We start from the raw sequence: 25887 nt of genomic DNA on the forward strand, positions 1-25887 counted from the left end.
CCGCGCCGCTGCGCACCGCTGGAGCGCCTCGCCCCGCCGTCCCTGCTCGTTCAGGTTCACCGCCAGGCTGTTGAGCAGATCGATGGTGATATAGGGCGACTGATTCCCGCGCCCCAGCCCGATCGCGGCGCGGTAGGTGTCGCCGGCGGCGCTTGTCTCGCCAGCGAGGCGCTGCGCGTTCCCGAGAGCGAGCATGGCGGCCTGGCAGAACAGGGGGTCCTCGCCGAGCAGCGCGATGGCCTGCGTCGCCAGCGGGATCGCCTCTGGCGAGCCGGCGGCGTTCGCCTCCATGGCCTGAAGGCTCCACATCCGCCCGCGGATGCGCGGGTCGAGCTGCTCCGGCGGCTGCGCGGCGAGCGCGGCGAGCATCCGCGCGCACAGATCGATCTGGCCGGTGGCGTAGGCGACCCATGCGTGCAGGCAGGCCAGCTCGGGCCGCGCGGCCACGAAGGGCTCCGGCAGGGCGGCCAGCCACCCGCCAAGCATCTGAAGCTCGCCGCGCCGCAGCAGATCATCGCCGCCCCGCCCGATCAGCTGGCCCGCCAGCTCACGGTCGTCGGCGAGGATGGCGTGGTGTACGCCATCCTCCCACGCGCCCTGCGCCGCGAACCAGCCGGCTGCGCGGCGGTGCAGCCGCGCCCGCGCCCCCGGCTCGGCATCAAGCTGGGCGCGCAGCGCCTCGGCGAAGAGGTGGTGGTAGCGATACCAGCGCCGCTGCGGGTCGAGCGAGATCAGAAAGAGGTTGGCGCGCTCAAGCTCCTCGAGGATGATCTGGCTGTAGGAGTCGGGGGTCAGGAGTTGGGAGTCGGGAGTCGGGGGCTGCGCCGTATCCGCCCCATCCCGATCATCGGCGCCCAGGAGCAGGGCGTCGCACAGCGGGCCGCAGAGCCGGTCGAGGATGGCGGTCTGGAGCAGGAACGCCTTATGGTGCGGCGCGAGACCGGCCAGCACCTCATCGGCCAGGTAGTCGATCACATACTGCGAGCTGCTGCCGAAGCGGCGGACGAAGGCGGCGCACTCCTCGGCACTGCGGTCGCGCAGCGACAGCCCGGCCAGCTGGAGCCCGGCGGCCCAGCCCTCGGTGTGCGCGCCGATGATCTGGAGCGCCGGCGCGTCCAGCGGGGTCGGCGTCGTCTGCCGAAAGAACGCGGCGATCTCATCGGCGGTGAAGCGCAGGTCGGCGGCGCGCACCTCGGTGATCTGGCCGCCGGCCCGCAGGCGGGGCAACGGCAGCGGCGGGTCGGCGCGGGTCACCAGGGCGAGACGCAGCTGCGGCGGCTGGCGATCGACCAGCAGCGCGACCGCGTCGTGGATCGCGGGCGTCTCGATCAGGTGGTAGTCGTCGAGAACCAGGAGGACGGGGCGCGCGGCGGCGGCGAGCTCGTTGAGCAGCGGGATGACCAGACCCTCCACGGCGGGCAGGGCCGGCCCGCCGAGCAGGCTGGCGGTCGCCGCGCCGAGCCCCGGGTCGGCCCGGCGCAGGGCCGCGAGCAGGGAGGCGAAGAAGCGCTGCGGGTCGTTGTCGCCCGCGTCGAGGGAGAGCCAGGCGCGGGCGGAAGGCTGAGGGCTGAGGGCTGAGGGCTGAACTTCTGGCACATCAGCCCTCAGCCTTCCGCCCTCAGCCATTCCGGCGAGCCAGCTTGTCAGCAGCGTCGTCTTGCCGGAGCCGGCCGGGGCCGAGATCAGCAGGAGCCGGTGGCCCTGGCGCAACCCCGCATCAAGCATGGCGGCGATCCGCGCCCGGGGCACCAGGCCGACGCGCACCGGCGGTGGCGTCAGCTTGGTCATCAGCACGGCGCCTACGTCGGCGGCAGGTTGTCGGTTCGGCGCGCGCAGTTCGTCGCTCATCGGCTCCCCTCCCGCCCCTGAGTATACCAGCCCCGCGCAATCGCCCCGCCTGTCGCCCCTATCCTCGCCTCCACCCTTCCCTACCCCCCAACCTACCTTTCGATAGGCCACATCCGCGCGCCGCAGATGTACAACTGTGCCTGGGAGGAAGCCGAGCTATTTGATCGGCTGATGGCCGAGACGTATCGCGAAAGGAGCGAGAGCATGATAGATGATAGCGCTATTTCCCGCCGGCGCTGGTCGGTTATCGGCGCCCTGCTGCCACTGATCGCCGTGATCCTGGTCGCCGCCGTGCGGGCAGGGGAGCGGCGGCTCGATCCAGCGCCGGGACTCCAGCTGGTGGCAACCGTCGACCTCGCGGAGGGCCCGTTCGACGAGGTGGTGCTGGCGCATCTGGCGCTGACCGAGACCGTGTCACTCAAGCTGCGGCTCGCCCTCCGCCAGATCGACACCCCATCCCTCGAACTCAGCCTGCAGAGCGAGGCAGGTGTCCGCCGCGCCGTCATGCGGGCCGAGGGCCTGCGCACCAGCAAGGATGGCGGCGCCGACTGGGAGGAGGTGCTGCCCCCGGGCGACTACCGCCTGGTGCTCAGCGCCGCGCAGAGCCCCGGCACGTTGGCGGTCTACGCCTCTAGCGTCGCCACCGCCCCAAACGCGCTCAAGATCGCGGTGCCGGGCAGCCGCTGATCCTCGCCGAGGGCCAGTACGCCAATGAGCTCTGGCAGCAGAATATCTGGTTCGCCCTGAACTACGTTGTCGCCTTCATCCCGCTGGGCGTGATCGTCAGCTGGATCTGCATCAAGAGCGGCAAGAGCATCCTGGCGGCGGTGCTCGTTCACTTCCTGATCAATATCGCCCAGGAGACGTTCGCGGTTGCCCAGACAACCAAATGCATCCAGACGCTGGTACTCGCGGTTGTCGCCATTGGCATCGTCGCCTACGATAACGAGCTCTTCCGCTCAAAAGCGCACCTTAACATGCGTGACCGGATCGAGCGCGCCCTGCGCCAGGGCTTCCGCCTGCTCAACCGCCTGATGGTGCTGCTCTGATCGACACATCCCAGCAATCCCGATCACATCAATTCTGAGGTCATGAGCAAACTTCACCATACGACCACTACGCCATCGCATGCGCCCACTGGGATGACCATTGACGCAGCCCAGCGTGAAATGCGCACGGCCTTCCTGGGCGGCTTCGGTGGTCAGCTCGTCGCCGGGCTGATCTGGCTGGCCGCCGCAGCCCTGGGGCGTTGGTTCGCCCCGATCTACGGCATGGCGGCGCTCTTCTTCGGGAGCATGGCGATCTTCCCGCTGACCCAACTCGTCGTCCGGCTGCTGGGTCGTCCTGGTGCGGTACGCCCGACGAATGGGCTCTGGGGTCTCGGGACCCAGACGGCCTTCACCGTGCCGCCGAGCTTCCTGCTCGTCGGCGCGGCCACGCTTTCCCAGACGCACTGGTTCTTCCCGGCAGCGATGATCGTGGTCGGCGTCCACTACCTGCCCTTCATCACGCTCTACGGCATGCGCATGTTCGGGGCACTCGCCATTGTGCTGGTCGTGGCGGGGGCCGGGCTGGGGGTCTACGGGCCGCCGCTGTTCAGTCTGGGCGGCTGGGTGACGGGTGTGGTGCTGCTCGGCTTCGCCTTCCTGGGTCGTCACCTCGTCCTGCAGGAAGAGCGGCAGGAGTGATACGGTTGGGGCGTGCCAAATCGCCGGCACGCGGGTCGTGCAAAAACCACCTATATCAGGAACCCGTAGCCGCCTCGGCCATCAGAAAGGCCGGAGCGAAGATCCGCCCCGGCCCCCCCTGCGCACCGCTCGACACTCACCCCTCAAACGTCGCGCCGGCCTCCTCGCCCAGCGGGCGCCGCGTGCGCGGGTCGGCCACCGCGCGCAAATCCTCCGCGCTCATCCGCCGCCAGATGAACCGCGTCGCCTCAAACTCCACCGCCCACCCGAGGTAGCGCCGCCGCTCGCCCGCGCTCACCCACTCCAGCAGCAGCGTGGCCTGCGGTCGAGCTCGGGAGGGGATGACGCTGGCCAGCAGATCCAGCCCGCCCGGCGACGGCCGCCCGCCGACCAGCAGCCCCAGGTGGTCGGCACCGCCCAGCCCCACCACCAGCGCCATCGCCCGCCCGCAGCCCTCCGGCGGCCGCCCCAGCTCGCTCGCCAGCTCCGCGATCAGATCCGCCACGCCGCCACGCCCGCCCTCGCTCATCGCCGCGCCCCCGCTGTTCGACTTCTCCATGGGGCCATCGTACCACGGGCGGCGGGGCGCGGTGTGAGCGCCGCCCCCCTCGTCGCCCCATGTGTGACGCCGTTTGTGCGGCGGGTCGTTCGGGCGCTGCGCTGCGGCGCAGGGCTCGATAAAGCGGCGTATGTGGAACATAGCCGCAGATGTGTTCCACATAACTATGAGCTCGACATAATGAATGCCCCGCGATTCGTGTCTCCAGCCGCACGGAGGGTTAGCTCCAGGCCGGCGTGGGATCGCGTGGTGTTCACTTGGTTGCCTTGCTCCTACATGTTCATGTCCCCGGTCACGTCGATCTCGCCGCCATACCCGTCGGCCACGCGGGCCGCGCAGCCGACATCGGTTGGCATGAAGATGTAGCGGTAGGCGCCGGGCACCGCCCGATCCCAGCCCCAGCCGAGCAGCTCCCTGAGCGCCTCCCCGGCCAGGCCGAAGCGCCAGGGCTGATCGGGCTCATCGGGCATCTCGTCGAGGATCCCGCGCGAGTCGCGGATGCTGAGTGGCTCATCGAGGATCGCGATGGGGTCGATGGCGATCGCGAACGGGGCGGTGACGGTCGGGATTACCATCTGGTCGGGCGGGAGCGAGAGGATGAACAGGGACGGTGCCTCCACGGTGAGGGTGCAGCCGCCGCGGTGAGGGCGGAAGATGAAGGGAAACCCGCCGCCGATGGTCCCGTAGCGCGGCCGCGCCACGCCCAGCTCGGGCAGCGTCTCGATGCGGCGCATCCCCCACTCTCCGTCGCCCATGCGGACAACCCAGGCCCATCCCTGCCGCTCGATAAAGCCGCGCAGGTAGTCCAGATCGGCGGAGGCCCGCCATGTGCGGTAGGCCGCCACGGCGGGGGCGGGGATGGTGAACAGGATGGCCCCTGTCGTCGGCGTAGGGGCACGATCATCGTGTAGCATTGGTGGTTCTCCTCAGCGAACCGGCCTGATCGACCCTGAGGTAGAGGCGTGCTATGCTCACCTGCGCAGCGCTGGCATATACACCGAATAGAGTATCGTGGAGGGCTGCGCGGCAATGTAGCCCGCTAACCACTCGAATGTTTTGCCGCCACAGCTCGCATCAAGCGACATGAAATGATTTGTCGCTGGCGCATCGAAACAGCGATAGATGGGTCGTGCGCCGGAAAACGGTACCGAGGAGAGATAGCCCATCAGCCCCAGGCTTTGATTCTGGTCACATGTTGCATCGCCGGGAACAAGCATATGGTCATCCCAGAAGTCGATGTAGCAGTCATAGACGGGAACGCTATTTGGTTGCTGCTCGGCAAAGAGATACCCCAAACGTGACTGGAACGCATATGCTGGGGGCGTGTTCGCGGTCGTTGCCCAGGTGTCTTGCTGGCCTATATGATCGTAGGTCGAGAGAGCCACAAACTGGTTGTGCGGCAACGGGGGCATGGTCGCAAGGTAGCCCATGGGCCACTCGGTCTGCTTGCCCGCGCAGGCGGGATCGGTTGAGATAAAGTGATTGGTGATCGCGGCATCCCAGCAGCGATAGACCTGGATCGAGTTCGTGAAGGGCACGGTCGAGATCCACCCGATCTGCCGCAGGTAGCTGACGTTCCCTCCCGCGCAGGTGCTGTCGTTTGGCACGAGCATGTGATCATGCCAGGATTCGATATAGCAATCGTAGACGGCTATCGAGTTCGCCACCTGGTCGGTGAAGAGATACCCGATGGTTTCTTGCACCTGGTACCCCGGATCGGTGGTGGTCGTCGTAAACCATGTGTCGTCGAGGTTCTGATACTTTGAGAGCGCAATCCGAGGGACGAGATCCACCGGCGCGGATGAGGCGGTGGGTGTGACGCGAATCTTGCGCCGGATAAGGTAGCGTTGGTCAAAGCCCTCCCCTGGGTTAATCGCCATCGCGTAGAGCCAGAACACATCGCCAACGGTATTGCTATCGCCGTAGGTCGATACGAAGCTCGGATACGCGATGAGATCGTGCGGGTCGCCTGGCCTCGTCCATCCCCCCTCATACGAAAGCAGCACATAGGGCTGGCCGGTCACCGGGTTTATGCGGGTCGTCCAGTCGCTGAGGCCGTCGGATGAGGCAGATAGCCCGAAGCCCTTCTGCCGATTGGCGACAGGGTCCCAGACGCCGCTGAAGCCGATATAGGTGTTGAGGGATGTGTTGTAGGAAACCCACGATGTGGACAGGTTCGTCCAGGAGGCAATTGGTGACGACTCGCCGCCAAGGCCGGCCTGGGTAAAGGCTCCGTTGTTGTATTTTTGCCAGGTGCCTGGTACGCCTTTGTCCGCAACAGACGAGCGCGCCACCCCTATTTGCCAGCTAGGTTGATGCGTGGAGAGGAAATAGAGGTAGAGGTAATCGCCAATCTGGATGACGTGCTGATCGCCTTCGTCGTCTGCGTTGGGGTCGGTATAGGTGGCCGGGGATGTGATGACCTGATTGTTCGGGTAGTTGGGCTTGAGGAAGGTCTGTCCACCATCGTAGGACTCCGCATACGCAACGGACTTATGGGTTTCCGGGTAGTTGCACGCCGTTTCTGCGTGATACCAGCCACGAATCAGCGCACCATCCTGCCAGACGCTGTTGAGCCAGGCACCACACGAGTCGAAGGTCATCCCCGTCCCCCCCTCGATGACGTTGCCGCTCATTGGGCGCAGTGTCTCTAATGAGCCACCGGTATAGCCCACGGTCGCTGCATTGCCTACGTATGCATGGAGTGCGGTATCGCCCATCAGCGTGGAGAAGGGGTTGTCGGTCGTGTCATCTGGCCCACGGATGACCTCGACTGGGCCGATCTGGATGCTAAGGTTGGGCGTGGCGTCCGTCGTGTGGATGTCTGCCCGCGCTGAGGTGCTTATGAGCAGCAAGGTCAAGACGCACAAGAGTGCAACGGGACGAAACAGAGCAGTCTGCGGATCGTGCCTCCAGCGTCGTGGTTGTGTGGTTGCCTGCATCGCTGTACCAACCTGTGTTCATCGGCTGCGAGGTGCGCAGCCTCTCGGCAAGCTGCGTAGCCTGCTCCCCTTCCGCGTAGGTATCACACCGGCAGCCTACGCCCTGCCGTCTCGTCCAGCATCCCCCGCTCCACAAACTTCTCTCCTGCTCTGCTGCGGTTTTTGGGGCGGTTCTGCTCCCCTCAGTGTAGCCCCGTGCCGGCGCGCACATGCGCGCTAAGAGAGGGGCCAGGCGGTAAGCAGCACGTTGAGCGCGCCGACGCGCAGTGGGCCGCCATCGCACAGCGCCCGCAGGATGGTGCGGAAGCGGTCGCGGGGGATCGGCGTGGTGTGGGCAGCCTCGTTGCGCACCCGCACCAGCTGCTCGACCTCCATAATCAGCTGCTCCACACTGACGGCAAACGTGGAGTCGTCGGGATCCACGCGGCTCACCCAGACCTGACTCAGGTGCGCCGTGATCGTGCCCCAGAGGGCTGGGTTTCTCCGGTACACTCCCCCGAGCGTACCCAGTGTCGGCTTCCCGTGCGGGAAGTCGGCACCGCTGACGCCGGGGACGGCCAGGATGCGGCGCTGCAGCTCGCGCTCCAGCACGCGCGCGACGTGGATGATCGAGGCGGAGTAATCGTTCGCCCCGACCTCGTCGAGCTGGTCGCGCAGGTAGATCGCCAGGGCAAGCGACTCGCGCTCGGTGGCTCCCAGCAGGTGTAGCGTGCGGTCAAGCCCGATGTCGCCCAGCTTGGCTTCGTAGCGTCTCAAATCCTTCAGCGCCCCGGTGATCTCGACGAAACGGCGGGTCAGGGCCTCGATGCGGCTCATGACGCGCTCGACGGCCTCCTCATCGAGCGTGTCGAGATCGCCCGCCTCGAAGAGTCGCTCAAGCTCCGCGAGCAGCTCGCGCGCATTGCGCGGGGGCCGCACCGGTGGGGCCGACCCCGGCTGGCTGATGATGTGGCAGAGCCGCCCGTCACGGCAGCAGTGCGCGTCACGGTTCACGAGGTCGACGCGCCACGGGCCGATGTGGGGCTTGGGGCAGACCAGGTCTGGGGCGAGGATCTCCCCATCGCGCCCAAGCAGCGCGCCGCGCTCGGCTACGCTCAAGGTGTCGAGGAATACGCCCTGGCAGCGCGGTATGCGCGGCTCGCGCAGCCGTGCATGGGCCACATTGAGCAAGGCTGTCAGAGTCGTCTGCACCGCGTGTAGATCCGTGTCTGGGCAGAGCGGCTGGACGGCCACCTGCTGATCGGGGACGATACTCTGATCGCGATCCGCGGGGCGGAGGCGATAGCTCCGCCCCTGGCTTGTGGTCGTGGCCCCTCCTGCCAGGAACGCGAAGAGCAGGGTGCCGTGCCGCTCACCAAGCAGCGTGAGGTCGGCGATCATGCGCTTGACCGGCGATGATGGCGCTGCGGATGTCTCTCGCTCGCGGTAGTACTTGGCGTCCCAGACCACGCCAGGCTCGCGCCAGAAGAGCTTTCCGTGGTGCTCGACCCGCATAGCCGCAGGGCTGACGCGCCAGAGGTAGAAGTCGGGCCGCACGCCGGGCACTGCGTGGCGTCGCAGGGGTTCGGCCCCCCAGCGCGCGGGCGGGATCGGCACGCCTTGGTCGTGGCGAAGCTCGTAGCCGCGCGCGTCGTCGCCCTCGCCCCAGCGGAAGCGGATGTGCATCTGGCCCTGGCGGGGGTCGATATGATCGAGGCACGCCCGCGCGCGCAGCAGATCCGCGAGCTCGTAGAAGATCCAGATCTGATACAGGTAGTTGTCGCGATCTGGGTTCGCGCCGAGCACGTCGTCCGGGTCGGCTGGGCTGCGCCGCAGCAGGCGCACGGCGTGGAGCCGCGCCCGCCAGGCGAGCAGATCCTCGTAGGCACTATTGCTGCCGGGGATGAGCCGCTCGCGTACCTGGTGCTCCAGCGTTTCGGGGTCGCCGTCTTCCCCCGTGAGGATCTGCTGGGCCGTTCCCCTGATGCCGGCGAACTGGGGGAAGGCCAGTTCCCGATCGCAGCGCTCGCTGATCTCGTTGAGCGGATGCTGTAGGGCCGCGCTGCCGGCGGTGATCTGCTCATCCCAAAGCAGCCGCTGCACCTCGGCCTGATACTCCAGCAGGGTGAGCACGGCGAGGAGGTTTTCCGGCGTCGCAAAGGTGCGGCGTTGCTGGCGCGTGTGGAGGAGCAGTGGCGTCTCGCCAGGGCGCTCGGCCCAGGCCGCGTCGATGGTGCGCCCCCAGTCGACGCGGCCGCGCGCGGGCGGCTCCTCGATGACCATGGCGCGCGGTGACTCGAAGCTCAGCCGGCGGACAATGCGCGGCAGGATATCCTCGAACAGGTCGTCGCGCAGCACGAAGACGGCACCCAGGTCGCGGTAGCGCCGGAGCGCCAGCGTATCCTGCTCAGATGCCTGGCGCGTCCGCGCTCCGATCATCCGACCAAAGCCGCGCTCGTCGTAGCGGAGGAGCAGGGCGACGAGCCGTGCCTGCATCGCGCCGAACGCTTCGCGTTCGAGGGCTGAGGGCTGAGGGCTGAGGGCTGAGGTTGGGGGGGGCGTCATGGTTTTTGGGTGTCCCCTTTGCGCCGGAGTTTGCGAACCGCCGATGTGAACATAGCGATCAACTGGTTCGTTTCGTCCAGCAATGGGACAAGGAGGGACTCGGCGACCAGCCCCGATTCGATCAGCAGCTCGATCCAGTAGCCTGTCTCATCCAGTTCCTGGATGCACAGATCGAACTTCGCAGCCATCTCAGCGTTACTGCGTCCGCGGCTCCCTTCGCGATAGTTCGCACCGACTGATGTGCCTGATCGCAGCAACTGCTGTCCAATAACCTGCGCCTCAGGTGTCTTCGGCAGCGCGCCATACAGCTTAATGATGCGTAGCGCATAGGCTTTCGTTCGTGGCCGCAGCGGGGATTCTTGCTCGCTCATCTTTAGCCCTCAGCCCTCAGCCCTCAGCCCTCAGCCCTCAGCCCTTCCTACAGTCCTCGCTCGCCGACGAACGACCGCAGGCGCTGCGCGAACAGGCCACGCCCGCTTATCGTGAGGGGGCTGTCGAGGGTGAAGATGCGCCCGAGCTGATCCTTGCTCAGCTTCGTGGCGTCAATGTCGTCGATCACATCGCTGCCCGGATGATGGTCGGCGCTCTGCAGGTGGGTCAGGTGGGCGATCTGGCGGGCGGCGGGCAGCCCGCCGAGGATCTGCCGCACCCGCTCGACGAAGCGCTCTGGGTTGCCCGCCTGATCGAGGTAGGCCAGGAGCACGCGCTGCTCGTCGCGGGCGATGACCTGGAGCTGGTCGGCCAAGGTGTCAGCGAGGCCGGAGTCGAGGGCCTCGGCCCAGGACATCCCAATCATGTGGCCGCTGAACAGTGCGCTGCACATGGTCTCGGCCTGGGCCGTGCCCAACTTGCGGTAGACGCGGATCGCACCGAAGATCCGCCAGAAGGAGTCCAAGGCTGCCTTCCCGTCCGCGTCGTCCCAGTCCAGGGTGTAGCTGGGGGCTTCGCCTTCCGCATGTTCGGCCCGCGTGATCGTGACCACATCCTCCCAGATCAGCCGGCCCTCAGCCGTATCCTCGGTGATATCAAGGAGGCCTTGCGCATTCAGGCTGCGCAGCGCGCGCGTGGCCGCCGCCCCACGCTCTGCGTCGGCGAGGGCCAGCCCTGGCGGCAGCACGTCAATGAAGGTAAAGCGCCGCTTCATCGCTTCGCTGATCTGGTTGAGGAAGTGCCGGTCGAAGCTGTTGAGCGTGCCGATGATGCGGAAGTCGCGCGGGAGGGGTACCTGAACCTCGCCATCGTCTGTGGGCACGGCCAGCGGGCTGCGCTGACCGCCCAGGGTCGTCAGCAGGCTGCCGAAGGCGGCGTCGATGGGCGCCCGCGTGAACTCGTCGATCACCAGCCAGCGCCCGCGGCAGCGCGCGGTGCCGTCCTGCACCTCCTGGCGCTGGAAGGTCGCGGGCGGGGCGACCCCGTCATAGCCGGTGTAGTTGCTAAGAACGGCCCGCGTGAGGTAGCCGTGCCGGATCTGGTAGGCGAGTGCCCGCCGGTCACCATCGCGCACCAGCTGCGGCACGATCCCGCCGATCACATTGCGCACGCCCCAGTCCTCGGTGGCGGTGACCACCTCGGCCACATAGCCGTCGCGGAAGACTTGGCGCTCGGTCGGCGGATCGGTGGGCGAGCGACGCGGATCGGTGGTGAGGGTGAGCTGGAGGACTGGCTCGGCGTCGCGCCAGAGCACGCGGGGCAGCAGCTTCGCCAGATGGGTTTTGCCGGTGCCCGGTGGGCCGCTGAGGATGACGTGGTTCCCCGATACGAGGGCGCGGTAGATGCGCAGGATGGTGCTGCGGTCGATCAGCAGCTCGCGCTGGATCTCAGCGATGCGCTCGTCGAGCACGGTCGGGTCGAGGGGCGGCAGCGCATCGTCGGTGATGGGCGGGAGTTCGGCCTGCCCCGCTCGGGCGTGCGTGAGGTAGCCGAGGAAGGTGTTCAGTGCGCGGGCGCAGTCGTTGGTCGCCGTCATGGGGCTGAGCGCGTCCGGGCTGGCCTGCCAGCGCCCATCTTCGATCTGCCGCGCGAGGCCAGCCTCAGCATACCAGGGTAGGAGCACATCGGGGTATGGACAGGCGGCGGCGGGATGCGGATCGCCGTCAAGGGGCGCGCGCAGCGCCGGGAGCTCGTGGCTGCCGTCGCCCAGCGGGACGAGCAGGGTCAGCGCGGCGTAGCGCAGCACCTGGCTCTCGATGGCGCTGTTGAGGTGTGCCCAGCGGCGGTAGGTGCCGTCGGGCGCAAGCGACTCAAGCAGGCGCAAGCGCAGCAGGTCGCCGACCAGTGCATCGGGGTCGGGCGGGGCGGCCAGGTTCGCGATGGGCGGGCTGACGCGACCAAACCGCTCGACGATCTGGGTGGGCGTGTAGCTCGGCTCGTCGAGCAGCGCGATGAGGCGCACATAGGGTTTCAGCGCGGTGCCGAGGCTGCGCGGAAGCGGGCCGGCCGGCGGCAGCGGGTTGACGTTGCCGTCACGGATCGCGTAGAGGCCGTGGCCAGGCCCGTAGCGTGCATCAAGCACGGTGCGGATCTGCTTTAGGTCCCGGTCCACGTCGCCCGAGGGCGTGGCGATCAGGTCGCGGAAGAGGTTGGCATACTCGCGCTTGTGCTCCCGCGAGACGATCGCTTCGAAGGTGTCAGGGTAGACGATGTGCAGCAGGGCCTCGCGCTGGGCGTAGGCTCGGCTGATCGGCAGCGCGAAGACCATGGCCTTAAACGCCCAGGGGTCGGCGAGCAGTCGCTCCTGCTCGGCGGTCGGCAGACCTTTCCATGCGCGGGCGAAGTCGATCAGGAACCAGAGCTGGAAGGGCCGGTAGGTCAGGAAGGCGGTGCCTACCCGGGCCAGCCCGGTGTCGAGCGCGGCGTCGAGCTCTTTGGGGATGGCCACGCCGCGTGGCGACCAGCCGAGCACACGGTGGATGAGCGTGCGCTTGGCCCCGCCGCCAATATTGCCGGTGGCGATCAGCAGGTGGACATAGATCAGCTCGCCGGCGAGCTGGTAGATCTCCGGGGTTGCACCGGCGAGCTGGCGCTGGAACTTGTGCTCGAAGGAGTCGCCGCTCTCGTCGGGGCTGCTGTTGAAGCGGCGGTGCAGCTCGTCAAGGTTATCCTTCGTCCAGATCGCCACCCCTGGGGTGAATAGCGAGCGATCCTGGCGCAGGCATCGCTCGACGAAAGATTTCGCGGCGTCATAGAAGGGCTGGGAGGTGGGCAGGAGAACGCGGGCCATGCAGTGCTCCAGACTTGTTCGTATGCACCACAGAGGCACAGAGGCACAGAGCTTTTTATGATGTCCGGCCTCTGTGTCTCTGTGCCTCTGTGGTTAGCGGTTCTCCAGCATCATGTGATCTGCAGGGGGCGAAAGCCGCGCTCAGTTCTCGGATTCGGTTTCCTGGGTCTCATCGTCGATAGTTCCTAGAACGCTGGCAAGGCTGCCGAGGTAGGGGATCGCACCATAGCGCCCGGCGATGTAGTCTTTCTCAAAGGACGCGTCGTTGCGCACGATGCGCTTATCCACGCGGTACTCGACCAGCGAGTAGAGATCCGAGACGCCGCGCCGGGATTTCTCTACGAACCAGATCTGGTCGCGCCGCAGCAGGCGGGCATCCAGCAGGTTGGTGTCGTGAGTGGTGCAGATGAGCTGCGCGTTACGCGGGTTGGTCTCGCGCGCATTAAACAGCCGCATGATCGCGCGGGTCAGCAGCGGGTGGAGCCGGGCGTCGATCTCGTCAATGGCGATCATCCCGCCGACCCGCAGGGCGTGCAGCAGCGGCTGGGCCAGGATGAAGAGGCGCTGCGTCCCTTGCGACTCGTTGTCATCCAGATCCAGCGGCTCAAGATCAACGAGGTTCCCCGCACCATCGTAGCGCTGGTGGAAGGTCTTGATCCGTGGCGTCGTCCCGCGTGCTCTGCGCGAGAGCGGAGTGGGCTCAAGGTCGTCAGTCGGCAGCTCCAGCTGCTCGACGAGCTGTCGGTCAGGGGCGAGATCCTCGATGCCGAGATCGAGCTGCTTGATGAACGCGACAATCGCCTGGCGATCCTCAAGGCGACTAAACTGCTGGCGCGCAGTGCGCAGCGCGGCAGGATCATCGACCCCCAGGTTGATCATTAACTCGCTGAACCAGGCGATCAGGCGCAGGGCCAGCTCGCTGTTAAACTGGGCCGCGACCGAGAGAAACAGGGCATCGGCGCGGGTGCGCGGCTCAAGCCCCTGCCCCTCGCGAAAGGTGCGCTGGTTCACGCTGATGCCCGTCGCGTCGCGCTTAAACAGGTATGCCTCGCGCTTGCCAGTGGAGTGGAAGAGCCACTCGCTGGTAATCTGCTCCGCCGTAATCTCAAAGCCGTAGCGGTAGATCACCCCATCAAGGCGCACCACCACCTCAAAGTGCGAGGGCTGCCCCAGCATCTCGGTGCTGAGCCGGAACGGCTCGACGGTGAGGGGATGGGAGACGCGCAGCTCGCGCAGCGAGTTGAGCACGAAGAAGCGCATGAAGCGCAGCGCGGCGATGATGTTGCTCTTGCCGCTCGCGTTCGCGCCATACACGGCAACGCTTTTGAGGAGCGAGAGCTGGTCGTCGACGACAAAGACATTCTCGGTGTCGAGCTCTGGGGGCTGTGAGCGGATCGTCGCGGCGACGGCGCTCAGCGTGACCGTATCCTTGAACGACCGAAAGTTTCCGACGCTGAACTCGATAAACATGGCGGAAATCTCCGCAAAAAACGCGCCTGCGTGTGGAATTTTCACACGCTATCATTGTATATGCAGAACGTGTGCCGTGTCAATATCTGAACAGGTACACCCGGAAGGCACTGAGCACATAGCTGATCCAGACTTGTCGGCACCTAGACCAGCGCACCTAGCGTGAAGAGCGAGCCATCAGCGCGCACGACGCTATCGATCAAGCGCTGGGCGGCGGCGGGGGTGGTGAGGCGGGGCACCGTTGCTCGTTAGCAGCTTCTGGCATCATCTCGATTTCTCTAGCTACTAATGTATCACAGCTCGCCAAAAGAATATGAATAAAAGTTTAGAAGTTTGTGCTTATAAATCTCTACTTGAAGTTGAAAAGGCTATCCTAGATGAGCATAGAAATTACAAGTACTATCAGGTAAGGTGGAGTTTTGACAGGTAACAGGCCCTGGCTAAAAGTGTGCTTGAGACCTTTGGAAGGAGCCAACGTATGGATCCCAGAAAGAACCAGGCGGCCATGATCATTCATGCCGCATCTGTAGGCGCAGCGGCGATCTCTGGGTTTATGGCAACAGTAGCCGCATTTGGGCTTGACATTCCACTGCTAGCTGGAGTGAATGTTGCGATGATCGTGTCGTTAGGCCATTGGTCACAAGTTAAGGTTTCGGCGTATGTGTCAAATGTCGACGTACCAGCATATCGATATATCGCTATCGTCATTTGACACCCGCATCCGCGTGGCTAGACTGGAGGCATGAGCGACAAAAAACCGAAGAAGAGCAGTGTACGGCATACGCGGGCGATCCAGCGTGACCGTACCAAGCGCCCGAACACGGCGGCACCCGACGTGATCATCGAACAGCGGCTGGAGGACATCGTCCATCCGGCAACCTTGAATCAGGTCGCCCACTTCCATGCCCTGGGGTTGCGCGAACGGACCCTGAACCTGCCGGTGATGATGGCGTTCGTGCTGAGCCTGATCTGGCGTCAGCTTGGGTCGGTCACCGAAGCCGTCCGCACCCTCAATCGCGAGGGATTGCTGTGGGTCGACGAACGCCAGGTCTCGCAACAAGCCATCGAACAACGCTTCAGCAGCCTGCCCGCCAGCTTGTTCCAGCGGGTGCTGGACGAGATTCTGCCGCTGATGGCGGCCCGCTGGCAGGCCCGCACGCGCCCGTTGCCACCGGCGTTGCAGTGGGCACAGGATCACTTCACGGCCACCGTCGCGGTGGATGGCTCGACCCTGGACGCGCTGCTGCACAAAACGGGGCTGCTGCGCGATGACCAGGGCGGGGTGCTCGCCGGGCGGATGGCCGGACTGCTGGATGTGATCACCCGCCTGCCGCGTCAGGTCTGGTATGAGGAGGATGCCCAGGCCCACGACCAACGCTTCTGGGATCGCATCCTGGCGGGGCTGGAACGCGGGATGCTGGTCATCTTTGACCTGGGCTTTCTGAACTTCGCCCGCTTTGACCAGTTGACCGACGCCGGGGTCTGGTTCCTGACCCGCAAAGAGACCCGCACCGTGACGCGCACGGAACGGGTTCTGCGCAGGCCGGCGCTGGCGAGCGCCGCGTCGACAAAGGCGTCGCGTTCCTGGCGGTCCGGGCGACGGTGTGAGGAGTCGTCGAGCTCGACCACGAGCTGTGGGCTAATGTCAGCTCCGTCGCAGAGCACGAAGTCGACCGACTTGGCCGAAACCCAGTTGAAGTGCGCCCACCACATGCGGCTGCGCTCCGGCGCACGAATAACAAGCAAGCCATTCAGCCGCACCTGCGGAAAAATGTGCCAGCCCGGCGGGGCGGCCTCCTGGAGCACAGCGAAGAAGTCGCGCTCGGCCTGGGTGAGTAGGGAGTGCTTGCGGGTGTAGGGCAGGGCAGCGGGTGCCGGCGTGGACGACGCCACCTGCGGAGCAGCATCGGGGTGGGTTGGCGGGTGCGCAAACAGCGGCCCCTCGCCGGCGCGGCGCGTAGGAACTGGGACTGCGTCATAGTCGTTGGCGCGTGACTGGGTGGGTCGTGCGCGCCGACGTCTGGCTTGGAGAGTCACGTATGCGCCGAGCAGGAGCGCCGAGAGGCAGAGCGCTGCGCCGATGAGTGACGAAATAAATGGCGTTGTCATGAGAACCTTGATCAGGATGCGTGAGCGAAACGGATTATACCGGCCAGGCGGCCAGGAGGGCGCGCAGCGCGCCGATGCGCAGCGGGCCGGCCTGGCAGACATTGCGAAAGAGTCTGCTGTAGGTCTCGCGCGGCACCGGGCTGGTGTGCGCGGCGTCGTTGCGCACATGCCGGATCTCCCAGACCGCCTCAACAAAGCTGTCCAGGCCGAGCACATATTGCGGGTCGTCCGGGTCGACCGCGCCGCGCCAGCGATCGCGGAGATGCGATCGGATGCGGGCCCAGTCATCGGGCCGTTTGCGCCGGATGCCCATCAGGGTGCCGAGCGTGGCGTGGCCGCCGGGGAGCGCGCCTTCGCTCAGCCCCGGGATGGCCTCAACCCGCCGGGCCAGCTCGACCTCCAGCACGCTGGAGACGTGGATCGCCGGCGCCGAGAAGTCGTGGGCGCCTACGCTGTCGAGCTGCTCGACCAGAAAGACCGCCAGGGCCAGCGACTCTTGCTCCGCGGCGGCGAGCTGATCGAAGCTGCTCTGCAGGCCCATGTCGCGCAGCCGGTGGTAGTAGACCTCGATCCGCCGGTAGGCGCCGCTGATCTCGGCGAAGCGGCGGGTCAGCGCCTCGACCCGCCGGGCCACCGCGCTCACGGCAACATCGTCACGCTGCTCGGGGTCGCCGCGCTCGAAGAGGTGCTGGAGCTCGCCCAGCAGATCCTCGGCGCTGCGCGGCGGGCGCACCGGCGGGCGCGCCCCGGCCTGGCCGGCGATGTGGCAGAGCCGCCCGTCCTGGCAGCAGGTGCGCGCGCGGCTCACCAGGTCGGCCCGCCAGGGGCCGATGTGGGGCTTCGGGCAGATCAGGATGTCGGCCGGATCGCGCAGCGCCTGACCGTCGCCGCTGAGCAGGGTTGGGGCTGCGATCGCGCCCAGGGTGTCGCCCGCGCTGAGCGAGTCGATGAAGATGCCATGGCAGGCCACCGGCGCCGGCGCCTGGAGCGCCACGTGCACCTCGTCAAGTAATGCGCTCAGGATCGCCTGAATGGTGCCAATCCCGTCGATGCGTGGTCGGGTGCGCCACACGGCTACCGCAGCGTCGGGGCGGGCCACCTGGGCCGCCGCCGTCTCGGGGGTGACCCGGTAGAGCGGGCCGATGAGCGTCGTCTCCAGCGGCGTGTCGAGCAGATCGGCGGCGTCGGCGTCGGCCGGGCGCTCGCCGCTCTGGAAGGCGAACAGCAGCGCCCCGTGGCGCTCGCCGGTCAGGTGCAGGTCGGCGATCATGCGCTTGACCGTGCCCGCCGGGGCGCGGGCGCTGTCGCGCGGCTTGTAGTACTTGGCGTCGAGCACGTAGCCCGGCTCGCGCCAGATCAGCGCACCGTTGTGGCGCACCTCGGCCCGGGTAGCCCGCTCGATGTAGAGGTCCGGCCGCACGCCGGGCGCGTTCCGCCAGTGCTGGTCGATCGCCTGGTCATGCTTGAGCTGATAGACTGTCTCGGCGCCCGGCGCGCCCCAGCGGAAGCGCAGCCGCATCTTGCCGACCTCCCAGGCCGCGGGCTCGAGCAGGCCGCGCCGGTCGAGCAGCTCGGCGAGCTCGTAGTAGAGCCAGATCTGGTAGAGGTAGTTGTCGCGGGCCGGGTCGGCCCCAAGCATCTGCGGCGCGTCGGCAGCGGTGTCGCGGTCGAGCATGCGCAGCGCGGCCAGTCGCCGCCGCCAGGCCAGCAGGTCATCGTAGGCGCTGTTGTGGCCGGGCAGCAGGTGCGCATCCACCGCCTGCTCCAGATCGGCGGTGGTCGTGTCGGCGTACCCGGCGACGATCCGCTCGCCGTCACGGACCAGGCCGGTGAACTGGGGGAAGGCCAGCTCGCGCGTGCAGCGCTCGACCACCTCGCGCAGCGGGTGGCGCAGTGCGCGCGCCCCGGTCTCGGCGCGCTCAGCGTCCAGGCGGCTCTGGATGGCGTCCCGATACTCGATGATCGTCGCGACGGTGAGCAGGTTCTCGGGGGTCGCAAAGTGGCGGCGGCGCTGGCGGGTGCGCACATCCAGCGGCGGCTCGCCGGGCCGGTCGCGCAGCCCGGCGGCCATGGTGCGCGGCCAGTCGATCCGCCCGCGCGGCGGCAGGCCCTCGGCCACCAGCTCGCGCGGGGCCAGGAAGCTCAGCCGGCGCTTGATCCGCGGCAGGATCGAGTCGAGCAGCTCATCGCGCAGGTAGAGCAGCACCGCCAGCTCCCGGTAGGGCCGCAGTGCGGCGTGGCGCTCGTCATCGAAGAGCGCGCCCAGGCGTGTGGCGAAGCTGCCGCCCAGCCGGCGCACGTCGTGGCGCAGCAGCAGCTCGACCATGCGCCCCTGAAGGTAGGCGAACGCTTCGCGTTCGATGGCTGAGGGTTGAGGGCTGAGGGCTGATGTGGGGGTATCAGTCATGGTTTGGGGCGGCCCCTTTTCGCCGCAGCTTGCGCACTGCGGAGGTGAACATCGCGATCAGTTGACTCGTCTCATCCAGCAGTGGTGCGAGGAGCGACTCAGCGACAAGTCCTGCTTCGATCAGCAGTTCAAGCCAGTAGGCGGTCTCATCAAGCTCCTGGATGCACAAGTCAAACTTTGCCGCCATCTCGGCGTTGCTGCGCCCACGGCTCCCTTCGCGATAGTTCGCGCCGACAGATGTTCCCGATCGCAGCAACTGCTGTCCAATAACCTGCGCCTCAGCCGTCTTTGGCAACGCTCCATAGAGCTTGATGATCCGCAGCGCATAGGCCTTCGTTCGCATCCGCAATGGTGACTCTTGTTCACGCATCCTCGCCTACCCCTCAGCCTTCAACCCTCAGCCTTCAACCCTTCCTACAGCCCCCGCTCGCCGATCAGGTCGCGCAGGCGGCGGCGGAAGGCGCCGAGGGTCGGCAGGGATAGGGGTGTGGCGGCGGCGAAGACGCGCAGGATCTGGGTGTCGCTCAGCTGGGAATCCTCACGGACGGCGATGTCGCTTGAGCCATTGGCTGCGGCGTCGCGCTCGCGCAGGGCGTGCAGGTAGCCCTCGCGCCGGCCCGGCGGCAGGTCGCGCAGGATGGCGCGCAGCGCGGCGGTGAAGCCCTCCGGCTGGCCGGCGTGCTCCAGCAGCGCGTCGATCGTGCGCTGCTCGTCGCGGCTGAGCACCTGGAGCTGGTCGGCCAGCGCGTCGGCCAGCGCGGTGTCCAGGGCCTCGTCCCAGCCCATGCCCACCAGCCTGCCGGCGAGCAGGTTGGTGTAGATCGCGACGATCTGGGCGGTGCCGAGCTGGCGGAAGGTGCGGATGGCGCTGAAGATCCGCCAGAACGAGCCGAGCGCCGCCCTGGCGTCGTCTGACTCGGCGACGACGCGATACCGGCGGAGCCCCTCGGCGTCAGCGGTTGGCTCGGCCCGCAGCACATCCGGCCAGCGGTAGGTGAGCGGGTCACCGTCGGCCACAATCTGCTTGCGGCCATCGCGCAGGAGCCGGCGCAGGGCCTGCATGGCGGCGATGCCCTGCTCGAAGTCGGCCAGGCTCGGCGGGGGCGGCAGCACGTCGATGAAGTCGAAGCGCCGCTTCATGGCCTCGGAGATCTGGTTGAGGAAGTGGCGGTCGAAGCTGTTGAGCGTGCCGATGATCCGGAAGTCGCGCGGCAGCGGCAGCTCGCGCTGCTCGCCCGAGGCGGTCGGCACGGCCAGGCTAGCCCGCTCGCCGCCGCTGAGCGTGGTCAGCAGGCTGCCGAAGGCCGCATCGATCGGGGCGCGGGTGAACTCGTCGATCACCAGCCAGGCCCCGCGGCGGCGATCCTTCCCGTCGTGGTGGTCTCGGCGCGCCGGCGCGCCGGCCGGCGGCAGGCGCTTCCCGCCGCCCGTGCCGTCGTAGTGCAGCAGCAGCGTGCGGGTCAGCGCGCCATACTCGATGGTGTAGCTCAGCGCGCCGCTCTGGCCGTCCAGGCGCGGCCCGATCCCGCCGACCACATCGCGCACGCCCCAGTCCTCGGTGGCGGTGACGATGACCGAGGCGTAGCCGTGGCGCTGCTCGGTGATCGTCTCGACCGGCGGCTGCTCGGGGCTGCGGGTGAGCCGGCTAAAGGTCTGCGAGGCCTCGCGCCACAGTAGGGAGGGCAGCAGCCGGGCCAGCTCGGTCTTGCCGGTGCCGGGCGGCCCGCTGAGCACCACGTGGCGCCCGGCGAGCAGCGAGCGGTAGACCCGCCGCACCACCGCGCTGTCGAAGAGCAGCTCATTGCCCAGCTCGCGCAGCCGCTCGGCCAGATTTTCAACTTCAGGCAGCGGCGCATCAAGTAACACCGGATCCAGATCGCTCACCAATGCGCCGGCGAGATCGGCGCGCAAGGTGGCCAGAAACTGGTTGTACATGGTGCTGGCCGGGTCGTCGCCAGGGGGGGGGGCGAGGGCGCCGCTGACAGGTCGCCAGGTGTCGCCATCGACATCGATCAGGCCGGCCTCGGCGTACCAGCCGGCCAGGGTCACCGAGTCGGCTTTGCCGAGCTCGGGGACGAATTCCTCAACCGGATGCGGCTCGGCGGTATCTTGAAGGCGCGGGAGAATTGCGCGCGTCGGGAGGCTGTACTGGTCGGCGCTGCCTTCGGCCGGGACAAGCAGAGCCACAGCGCAGAGTCGTAGCAGGGCTGTCTCGTCGCCGATGACATACTCACGAACGCGAGATGTGCTAGCGTCGAGCGTCTCAATCAGGCGCAGCTGGAGCAACTCGGCCAGCAGGTCGTCGGCGTCCAGCGGGCTATCGGCGGGCGGGTCAATTGCGCGGGCTGCGGTCAGCAGGGCCGCGGCGTCGAAGCGATGGTCAACGTAGAGCTATGCGGGTAGGCCTGCTTCGCTATCGTGCGCACATCGTCGGCCGATACTTGGCGGATGCTTATGCCACGGAAGGCCACGGCCAGGCCTTTGCTGAGCCAGGAGATGCGGGTTGTCATCGTGCGCGCGCTGACTGGCACCGGGAAGGGATGCCACTCGTAGCTCAACACATAGCGCTCTTCATTCGTCTGCGCCCCAGCCGACTCGGCGAGGTTGATCACCCGGCCCCAGCCGACGAACGCGTAGTCGGGGGCGGGGCGGTAGATGATCAGGTAGAGCGGCGTGCCACTGTCACGCCAGGCCTGTGCTGCCGCCGTGAGCTTGCTGTGAGCGCCGCCGGCGTAGCTGTTGGCGCCACGCAGGTAGGGGCCAAAGATCGCCTCGTAGCTGTAGCCGGTCGCACCATAAAAGATCGTGTAGTGCTGCTCCTTCGGCTCGGGCTCGCGCAGCGGCGTGGGCGCAATCGCCACCGGCTCGGGCGTGGGCACGGGCTCTACCGGCGTCTCTGATACGGCCTTCGTGGCAATTCGCTTGCCGCGCTCGCCGAGGGTGTGGCGGGTCGGCGCCTGGGTCGCCTGGGCACCGCGCGACTCGGGGCAGGCGACGATCACCTCGCGGCCATCGGCGGCGTAGTAGGAGAGCTCGATGCACGCGAACTCGTCGTCGGGCTTGCGCTTGTTTATCTGCTCTTTGATTCGTCGGCGGCACTCGACTGCGTAAGCCACATATTCCTCGAACGCAGCGTCGCTCGGCGGCCCGTCGGGGTGCAGGATCTTCAGGAAGGCGGCGACGGTCTTCTTGATACCCTTCTCATCGCGGCCCTCGACCGCCGGACCGAGCCGGATGCGCCGGCTGACCTCCTCGTAGCGGTTGGTGTGGGCGAACTGATGGTGGAAGGCCTCAGCCAAATAGTCGGTGATGAAGCCGTAGGCGCTGGTCAGATACTCGCTGCTGTTCTTCGGCATCTCCCAGCCGGGCAGGTAGCAAGCGAAGCGGTCGAGGATGGCCAGGTCGAACTCTTTGGCCAGCGGCAGGAACAGGTCGTGCTCGGGCGAGTTGACGATCTGCTCGACCGACTGGTCGATGTTGCCGACGAAGGCCAGGCTGGCGTCGGCGATCACCTCGACCCCGCGCGAGAAGCGCCCGTTGGCCATGAAGTCCTTCATGATCTGCAGCGTGTCGGGGTCGTTGATCTTGATCCCGCCGACCTCGTCGAAGGCCACAGTGTCCCAGAAGCCGACCAGGCCGATCCGCTTGCGGGCATTGTTGTAGAACAGGGTCGCCTTGGTGGCCTGTCCACCGCTGACCAGGGTGGCGTAGGGCGAGAACTCGCTGAAGAAGTAGGATTTACCGGTGCCGCGCGGGCCGAGCTCGATGAAGTTGAAGTTCTGCTCGACCAGCGGGGCCAGCCGGGCGACGTAGTGCAGCTTCTGGCGCGGGGTGAGCTTGGCCGGCTCCAGGCCGACCGAGCGCATCACGATGTCCAGCCACTCGTCGCGGCTGAAGGCCTGGCGGCCCTCACAGTAGCCGGCGAAGTCGAAGCGGCTCAGCTGGATGGGCCGCAGCTCCTCGATGGAGAAGGCGTAGTCGTCGTCGTCGATCTCGTTATAGGCTAGCGTTACCTCAGCCCATATCCCGCCCTCCAACAACCGGTGGTTGTCGCGGTAGAATCGCTCGGCGACGGCGATGCGCTGCGAGTTGAAGTTCTCCAGGGCCGCCCAGTGGCGGCGCTCCTTCTCGACGTAGCGCACGTGGACCTTGTCGATGAAGCGGTGCTTGCCCTTTGTCGCTACCTTCGACTGGGCAGCGTTGGCCTCGTCCGGCTTGACGTAGTTGTCTTGCAGGGTGGCCAGCACCGCCTCCATCCCGGCGTCGATCTCAGCCTGCTCGTCACTGGCGCAGTAGCGGGCGAGCAGGAACTCCAGCACAAAAGTGGGGACGTTGGTGCCCTTCTTGATACGGTGCAGCAGGTCTTTGGCACCACCTTGCCGTCGAAGGCCGCGATCAGCTTGGTGTCGAGGGTGTCCATGGGGCCTATCTCGCAGGCCGGGAGCCTGAAGGCTCCGGCTCTGGGTTACGAAGGCCGCCTGCGCGGCCTATACGGTGTAGTCGGTCTCCAGGTCGAGCTTGCCGTAGGTGGTCTGGGTCGCCGGGTCGAGGGCCTTGATCGTGAACCTGCCCTCGAACTCCAGCTGCATGCGGATCGTCACCTGGGCGGACTGGCCGGGCTGCAGGCTGATCGTGTTCGCCGCCGGGCTGACCGCGCCGCCCGGCCGGGGGACGCCGACCACCGCGCCCTGGCGGTCGTAGGCCTCGATCAGAATCTCCACCGGGCTGTCCATGGAGAACAGGTCGCCATGGCCGACCTCGACCTCGATCACCGGCATGCGGGTGGTAATCTTCTTCGCGCCGCGCTTGTAGCTCAGGGTGACGCTGGGCTGGCGGCTGACCTTCGGCGCGAGCGGCTGGAGCCGCACGCTGATCACCGGGACGACTGCCTCCTGGAGCGAGGCCCCGCCGTGGAAGTAGCTCAGGCCGGCGCGGTAGGCGACCATCGCTCGCGGCAGGGCCACCTGGGCGAAGTCGCCCTTGATGCCCAGGCTGTCGGCCGGCAGCACGACGCTGCCTGAGTCGCCCGCGCCGCTGCCGAGTAGCATACGCTCGTGGGCGCTGACCCAGCGCCCGGCTGGCCGCGCGCAAACGTCGCCCGCTCCGGCGGCGGTGTTGAGGTAGAAGCCGTGGTCGGTGAGGATGATCGCGTCCTGGAAGCCCGCCCCGCGCAGCTTGTGAATAGCGGCGCCGATGCGCTGGAAGGTGCGACTGATCAGGCCTGGCGCGGCGTCGGGGTTGTGCTCGAAGTCGCTGTCCATGTCGTTGCTGCGCAGTACCAGCAGCTCAACCGCCTCGGGCACAGGGTTGTTGCCGCGCACGAAGTCGACCAGCGGCAGCTCGTGGAAGCGCTGGCCGTAGCGCTTGCGCAGCAGCTCCATGCGCTGGGCGACGCCGGCGAGAGGCTGGTCGCCCAGGCTCGGCAGGGGCTCGTCGCCCTTGCTGGTCAGGCGCAGCTGCTGGCCGGCGCCGGGCAGCAGGCTGGCCATGCCCACCGGGGTGACGCTGGGCAGCGCGGCGTAGGCGGCCTGCAGCTCGGCCTGGCCGCTCTCGTTGAGCTGCTTCTGCAGCTCGACACCGAGCTCGAAGCGCAGAGCGTCGATCAAGCAGCAGAGCCACCCGCCGGCCGCTCTCCTGGAGCAGCGGGGCGACTACGCGGTCGAAGACGTCGGCATTGGCCAGGCGGCCGGGCGGCGGCCAGCCGGCCTGCTCCAGCTGGCGCACGAAGACGCCCTGGGCGCGGTTGGTCAGCTTCTAGTAGGCCCGGCGGGCGCGCTCGCCGACGGCGGTTAGCTGGACGTCGCCGCCCAGGTAGTCGCCGGCGGCCTGCTCAAACTCGCGCTGAAGCCGGTCGGCCTCACGCATGGCGCCCAGGTAGAAGTCGATCAGGTCGCCCTGGCTGCGCACGTGATCGGGCAGCTGGCGCTCGGCGTCCTCGCAGGCCTCGACCAGGGCCGCCGCCGCCTGCAGGATCTGCCACTGGGCCTGGTTCTCGCCGCGCCCGGTCCAGATCGAGTGGGCGTGGCGGCTGAGCTGCTGGCGCAGGGCATCGACGTTGTCGCGGCGCAGCGCCTCGACCGCCTGGGCGAAGAAGGTGCGCTCCTCGAAGGGGAAGGTGTCGCGGATGCCCAGGTCGCCAATCTGGGCGCAGGCCTCTGGCAGGCCCATGGCCGTCTCGATCACCTCGGCCCGCTCGATATAGAGCGGCTGGGTGCGCCGGTCGCTGCGCAGGCGCTCGCAGAGATCCTCGACCAGCGGTCGGGCGGCGTCGGGGGCGCGCGGCACATCGGCCAGGCCGGCCGGCAGCTCGGTCGGCAGGTCGAAGGCGAACTCGCTGAAAAGCAGGAAGCGCCAGAGCTCCTCGGCGATCGACGCCCAGGTCTTGCCGCGCGTGGCCAGCTTCAGCCCCAGGCTGCGCTGGAGCAGCTCGCGGGCCTCGCCGGCCCAGGCCTCCTGGGCCTTGAGCGCGGCCAGCTGATGCTCGGATGGTGCCAGCAGGGCGGCCAGGATCTCGCGGGCCGACTCGACGCCCAGGGTCGCCCGCAGATTGGGCCAGCCCATCCCGCCGCCGACCGCGTCGATCACCGCGAACGAGGGGCTAGAATCCTGGTCGAAGATGCGGCGGATCTCGGTGCTGTAGTCGGCGCGCAGGCACAGGCTCAGGTAGCTGTCGCCGTCGCCGGCGGGGAAGACCGAGCCGAGGGCGCCGTAGAGCGCGAAGGGGTCGCGCTGGCACTCCTCGTCGCTCAACGGGGGCGCGGCCGGCACGTAGACCAGCAGGCCGGTCAGCGGGCCACCCGGCGCGCCAAGCTCCTGGAGCGCGGCCAGCGCGGCCTCGCGGCTCGCGATGCTGCCCTCGCTAGCGTCGACCACCCGCAGCGCATCTGAGGCGAGATCCAAGCACAGCTCGCGGTAGCGCCGCTCGGGGTCGTAGACCACCAGCGCGCCGTGCTGCTGCAGGCGTGGCAGGAGGATGGAGGATTGGATGAAGTCGGCGATGCTCATAGATTGTGGCTCTTTGGGAATTCCCGTGGACGACACTACATCTCGTGGGGGGAGGTGTATACTCACGCCGTGATCATTGGCGCGTGGTGGAGGTG

18 protein-coding genes and 2 pseudogenes are annotated in these 25887 nt (G+C 67.3%); 4 read left to right on the plus strand and 16 right to left on the minus strand.

Annotated features, from left to right (window positions below; genetic code table 11):
* Positions 1-1848, minus strand: a pseudogene (locus tag K2Z83_RS21060) (hypothetical protein); the annotation flags it as partial.
* Between the two features lie 204 nt (positions 1849-2052).
* On the opposite strand from K2Z83_RS21060, the gene K2Z83_RS21065 reads away from it, so the two are divergent.
* The 3 genes from K2Z83_RS21065 to K2Z83_RS21075 all read left to right on the plus strand — a co-directional run bounded on the left by K2Z83_RS21065 (position 2053) and on the right by K2Z83_RS21075 (position 3536).
* The gene (locus K2Z83_RS21065; RefSeq protein WP_220597161.1) at positions 2053-2535 is read left to right on the plus strand and encodes a hypothetical protein; all 483 of its coding nucleotides are present in this window, start codon (positions 2053-2055) and stop codon (positions 2533-2535) included.
* Between the two features lie 89 nt (positions 2536-2624).
* A complete protein-coding gene (locus tag K2Z83_RS21070; protein WP_220597162.1) occupies positions 2625-2897 on the plus strand; it encodes a hypothetical protein in 273 nt (90 codons plus the stop codon).
* A 93-nt stretch (positions 2898-2990) separates the two neighbouring features.
* Positions 2991-3536, plus strand: a complete 546-nt coding sequence (locus tag K2Z83_RS21075) for a hypothetical protein (protein WP_220597163.1) — start codon at positions 2991-2993, stop codon at positions 3534-3536.
* A 136-nt stretch (positions 3537-3672) separates the two neighbouring features.
* On the opposite strand, the gene K2Z83_RS21080 is transcribed toward K2Z83_RS21075, so the two are convergent.
* The 7 genes from K2Z83_RS21080 to K2Z83_RS21110 all read right to left on the minus strand — a co-directional run bounded on the left by K2Z83_RS21080 (position 3673) and on the right by K2Z83_RS21110 (position 14271).
* Positions 3673-4236 carry a hypothetical protein gene (locus K2Z83_RS21080; protein ID WP_220597164.1) on the minus strand — a complete coding sequence of 188 codons (564 nt, stop codon included), beginning with the start codon at positions 4234-4236 and terminating at the stop codon, positions 3673-3675.
* Between the two features lie 131 nt (positions 4237-4367).
* Positions 4368-5009: a hypothetical protein gene (locus K2Z83_RS21085; protein WP_220597165.1), complete on the minus strand. Its 642-nt coding sequence runs from the start codon at positions 5007-5009 to the stop codon at positions 4368-4370.
* Positions 5010-5066: 57 nt separating this feature from the next.
* The gene (locus tag K2Z83_RS21090; RefSeq protein WP_220597166.1) at positions 5067-6956 is read right to left on the minus strand and encodes a hypothetical protein; all 1890 of its coding nucleotides are present in this window, start codon (positions 6954-6956) and stop codon (positions 5067-5069) included.
* Positions 6957-7253: 297 nt separating this feature from the next.
* Positions 7254-9512, minus strand: coding sequence for a hypothetical protein (locus tag K2Z83_RS21095; RefSeq protein WP_220597167.1), 2259 nt, complete (start codon positions 9510-9512; stop codon positions 7254-7256).
* Between the two features lie 65 nt (positions 9513-9577).
* Positions 9578-9952, minus strand: a complete 375-nt coding sequence (locus K2Z83_RS21100; protein WP_220597168.1) for a four helix bundle protein — start codon at positions 9950-9952, stop codon at positions 9578-9580.
* Positions 9953-9999: 47 nt separating this feature from the next.
* Positions 10000-12801 (minus strand): AAA family ATPase, encoded by a 2802-nt coding sequence (locus K2Z83_RS21105; RefSeq protein WP_220597169.1) that lies wholly within the window; start codon positions 12799-12801, stop codon positions 10000-10002.
* A gap of 141 nt (positions 12802-12942) precedes the next feature.
* The gene (locus K2Z83_RS21110) at positions 12943-14271 is read right to left on the minus strand and encodes an ATP/GTP-binding protein (protein ID WP_220597170.1); all 1329 of its coding nucleotides are present in this window, start codon (positions 14269-14271) and stop codon (positions 12943-12945) included.
* 478 nt (positions 14272-14749) lie between these two features.
* Here K2Z83_RS21110 and K2Z83_RS21115 point away from each other — a divergent pair, with 478 nt between their 5' ends.
* The gene (locus K2Z83_RS21115) at positions 14750-14983 is read left to right on the plus strand and encodes a hypothetical protein (protein ID WP_220597196.1); all 234 of its coding nucleotides are present in this window, start codon (positions 14750-14752) and stop codon (positions 14981-14983) included.
* On the opposite strand, the gene K2Z83_RS30090 is transcribed toward K2Z83_RS21115, so the two are convergent.
* The 8 genes and pseudogenes from K2Z83_RS30090 to K2Z83_RS21155 all read right to left on the minus strand — a co-directional run bounded on the left by K2Z83_RS30090 (position 14936) and on the right by K2Z83_RS21155 (position 25792).
* Entirely contained in the window at positions 14936-15640 is a 705-nt protein-coding gene (locus K2Z83_RS30090; protein WP_220597171.1) for a hypothetical protein, read from the minus strand. The two genes, K2Z83_RS21115 and K2Z83_RS30090, sit on opposite strands and share 48 nt — an antisense overlap.
* A complete protein-coding gene (locus K2Z83_RS30095) occupies positions 15607-16482 on the minus strand; it encodes a DUF2726 domain-containing protein (RefSeq protein WP_370650241.1) in 876 nt (291 codons plus the stop codon). The genes K2Z83_RS30090 and K2Z83_RS30095 overlap by 34 nt, the downstream gene beginning before the upstream one ends.
* A complete protein-coding gene (locus K2Z83_RS21130) occupies positions 16415-18787 on the minus strand; it encodes a hypothetical protein (protein WP_220597173.1) in 2373 nt (790 codons plus the stop codon). Before K2Z83_RS21130 ends, K2Z83_RS30095 begins: the two co-directional genes overlap by 68 nt.
* Entirely contained in the window at positions 18780-19157 is a 378-nt protein-coding gene (locus K2Z83_RS21135; protein WP_220597174.1) for a four helix bundle protein, read from the minus strand. Before K2Z83_RS21135 ends, K2Z83_RS21130 begins: the two co-directional genes overlap by 8 nt.
* A gap of 44 nt (positions 19158-19201) precedes the next feature.
* Complete coding sequence (locus K2Z83_RS21140) at positions 19202-20974, minus strand: AAA family ATPase (RefSeq protein WP_220597175.1); 1773 nt, start codon at positions 20972-20974, stop codon at positions 19202-19204.
* Between the two features lie 554 nt (positions 20975-21528).
* Positions 21529-23207, minus strand: a pseudogene (gene brxL, locus K2Z83_RS21145) (BREX system Lon protease-like protein BrxL); the annotation flags it as partial.
* A 67-nt stretch (positions 23208-23274) separates the two neighbouring features.
* Positions 23275-24393, minus strand: a complete 1119-nt coding sequence (locus K2Z83_RS21150) for a PglZ domain-containing protein (protein ID WP_220597176.1) — start codon at positions 24391-24393, stop codon at positions 23275-23277.
* Positions 24394-24541: 148 nt separating this feature from the next.
* A complete protein-coding gene (locus K2Z83_RS21155) occupies positions 24542-25792 on the minus strand; it encodes a hypothetical protein (protein WP_220597177.1) in 1251 nt (416 codons plus the stop codon).
* Between the last annotated feature and the right edge of the window lie 95 nt (positions 25793-25887).

The sequence above is a fragment of the Oscillochloris sp. ZM17-4 genome, assembly GCF_019599295.1.
Taxonomy (GTDB): Bacteria; Chloroflexota; Chloroflexia; order Chloroflexales; family Chloroflexaceae; genus Oscillochloris.

What these genes read in the sequence shown, in the direction of transcription:
- K2Z83_RS21065 (WP_220597161.1), top strand. Translation starts at nt 2,053, where the DNA reads ATGATAGATGATAGCGCTATTTCCCGCCGGCGCTGGTCGGTTATCGGC.
- K2Z83_RS21075 (WP_220597163.1), top strand. Translation starts at nt 2,991, where the DNA reads ATGACCATTGACGCAGCCCAGCGTGAAATGCGCACGGCCTTCCTGGGC.
- K2Z83_RS21080 (WP_220597164.1), bottom strand. Translation starts at nt 4,236, where the DNA reads ATGTTCCACATACGCCGCTTTATCGAGCCCTGCGCCGCAGCGCAGCGC.
- K2Z83_RS21085 (WP_220597165.1), bottom strand. Translation starts at nt 5,009, where the DNA reads ATGCTACACGATGATCGTGCCCCTACGCCGACGACAGGGGCCATCCTG.
- K2Z83_RS21095 (WP_220597167.1), bottom strand. Translation starts at nt 9,512, where the DNA reads ATGCAGGCACGGCTCGTCGCCCTGCTCCTCCGCTACGACGAGCGCGGC.
- K2Z83_RS21100 (WP_220597168.1), bottom strand. Translation starts at nt 9,952, where the DNA reads ATGAGCGAGCAAGAATCCCCGCTGCGGCCACGAACGAAAGCCTATGCG.
- K2Z83_RS21105 (WP_220597169.1), bottom strand. Translation starts at nt 12,801, where the DNA reads ATGGCCCGCGTTCTCCTGCCCACCTCCCAGCCCTTCTATGACGCCGCG.
- K2Z83_RS21110 (WP_220597170.1), bottom strand. Translation starts at nt 14,271, where the DNA reads ATGTTTATCGAGTTCAGCGTCGGAAACTTTCGGTCGTTCAAGGATACG.
- K2Z83_RS21115 (WP_220597196.1), top strand. Translation starts at nt 14,750, where the DNA reads ATGGATCCCAGAAAGAACCAGGCGGCCATGATCATTCATGCCGCATCT.
- K2Z83_RS30095 (WP_370650241.1), bottom strand. Translation starts at nt 16,482, where the DNA reads ATGTCTGCCAGGCCGGCCCGCTGCGCATCGGCGCGCTGCGCGCCCTCC.
- K2Z83_RS21130 (WP_220597173.1), bottom strand. Translation starts at nt 18,787, where the DNA reads ATGACTGATACCCCCACATCAGCCCTCAGCCCTCAACCCTCAGCCATC.
- K2Z83_RS21135 (WP_220597174.1), bottom strand. Translation starts at nt 19,157, where the DNA reads ATGCGTGAACAAGAGTCACCATTGCGGATGCGAACGAAGGCCTATGCG.
- K2Z83_RS21155 (WP_220597177.1), bottom strand. Translation starts at nt 25,792, where the DNA reads ATGAGCATCGCCGACTTCATCCAATCCTCCATCCTCCTGCCACGCCTG.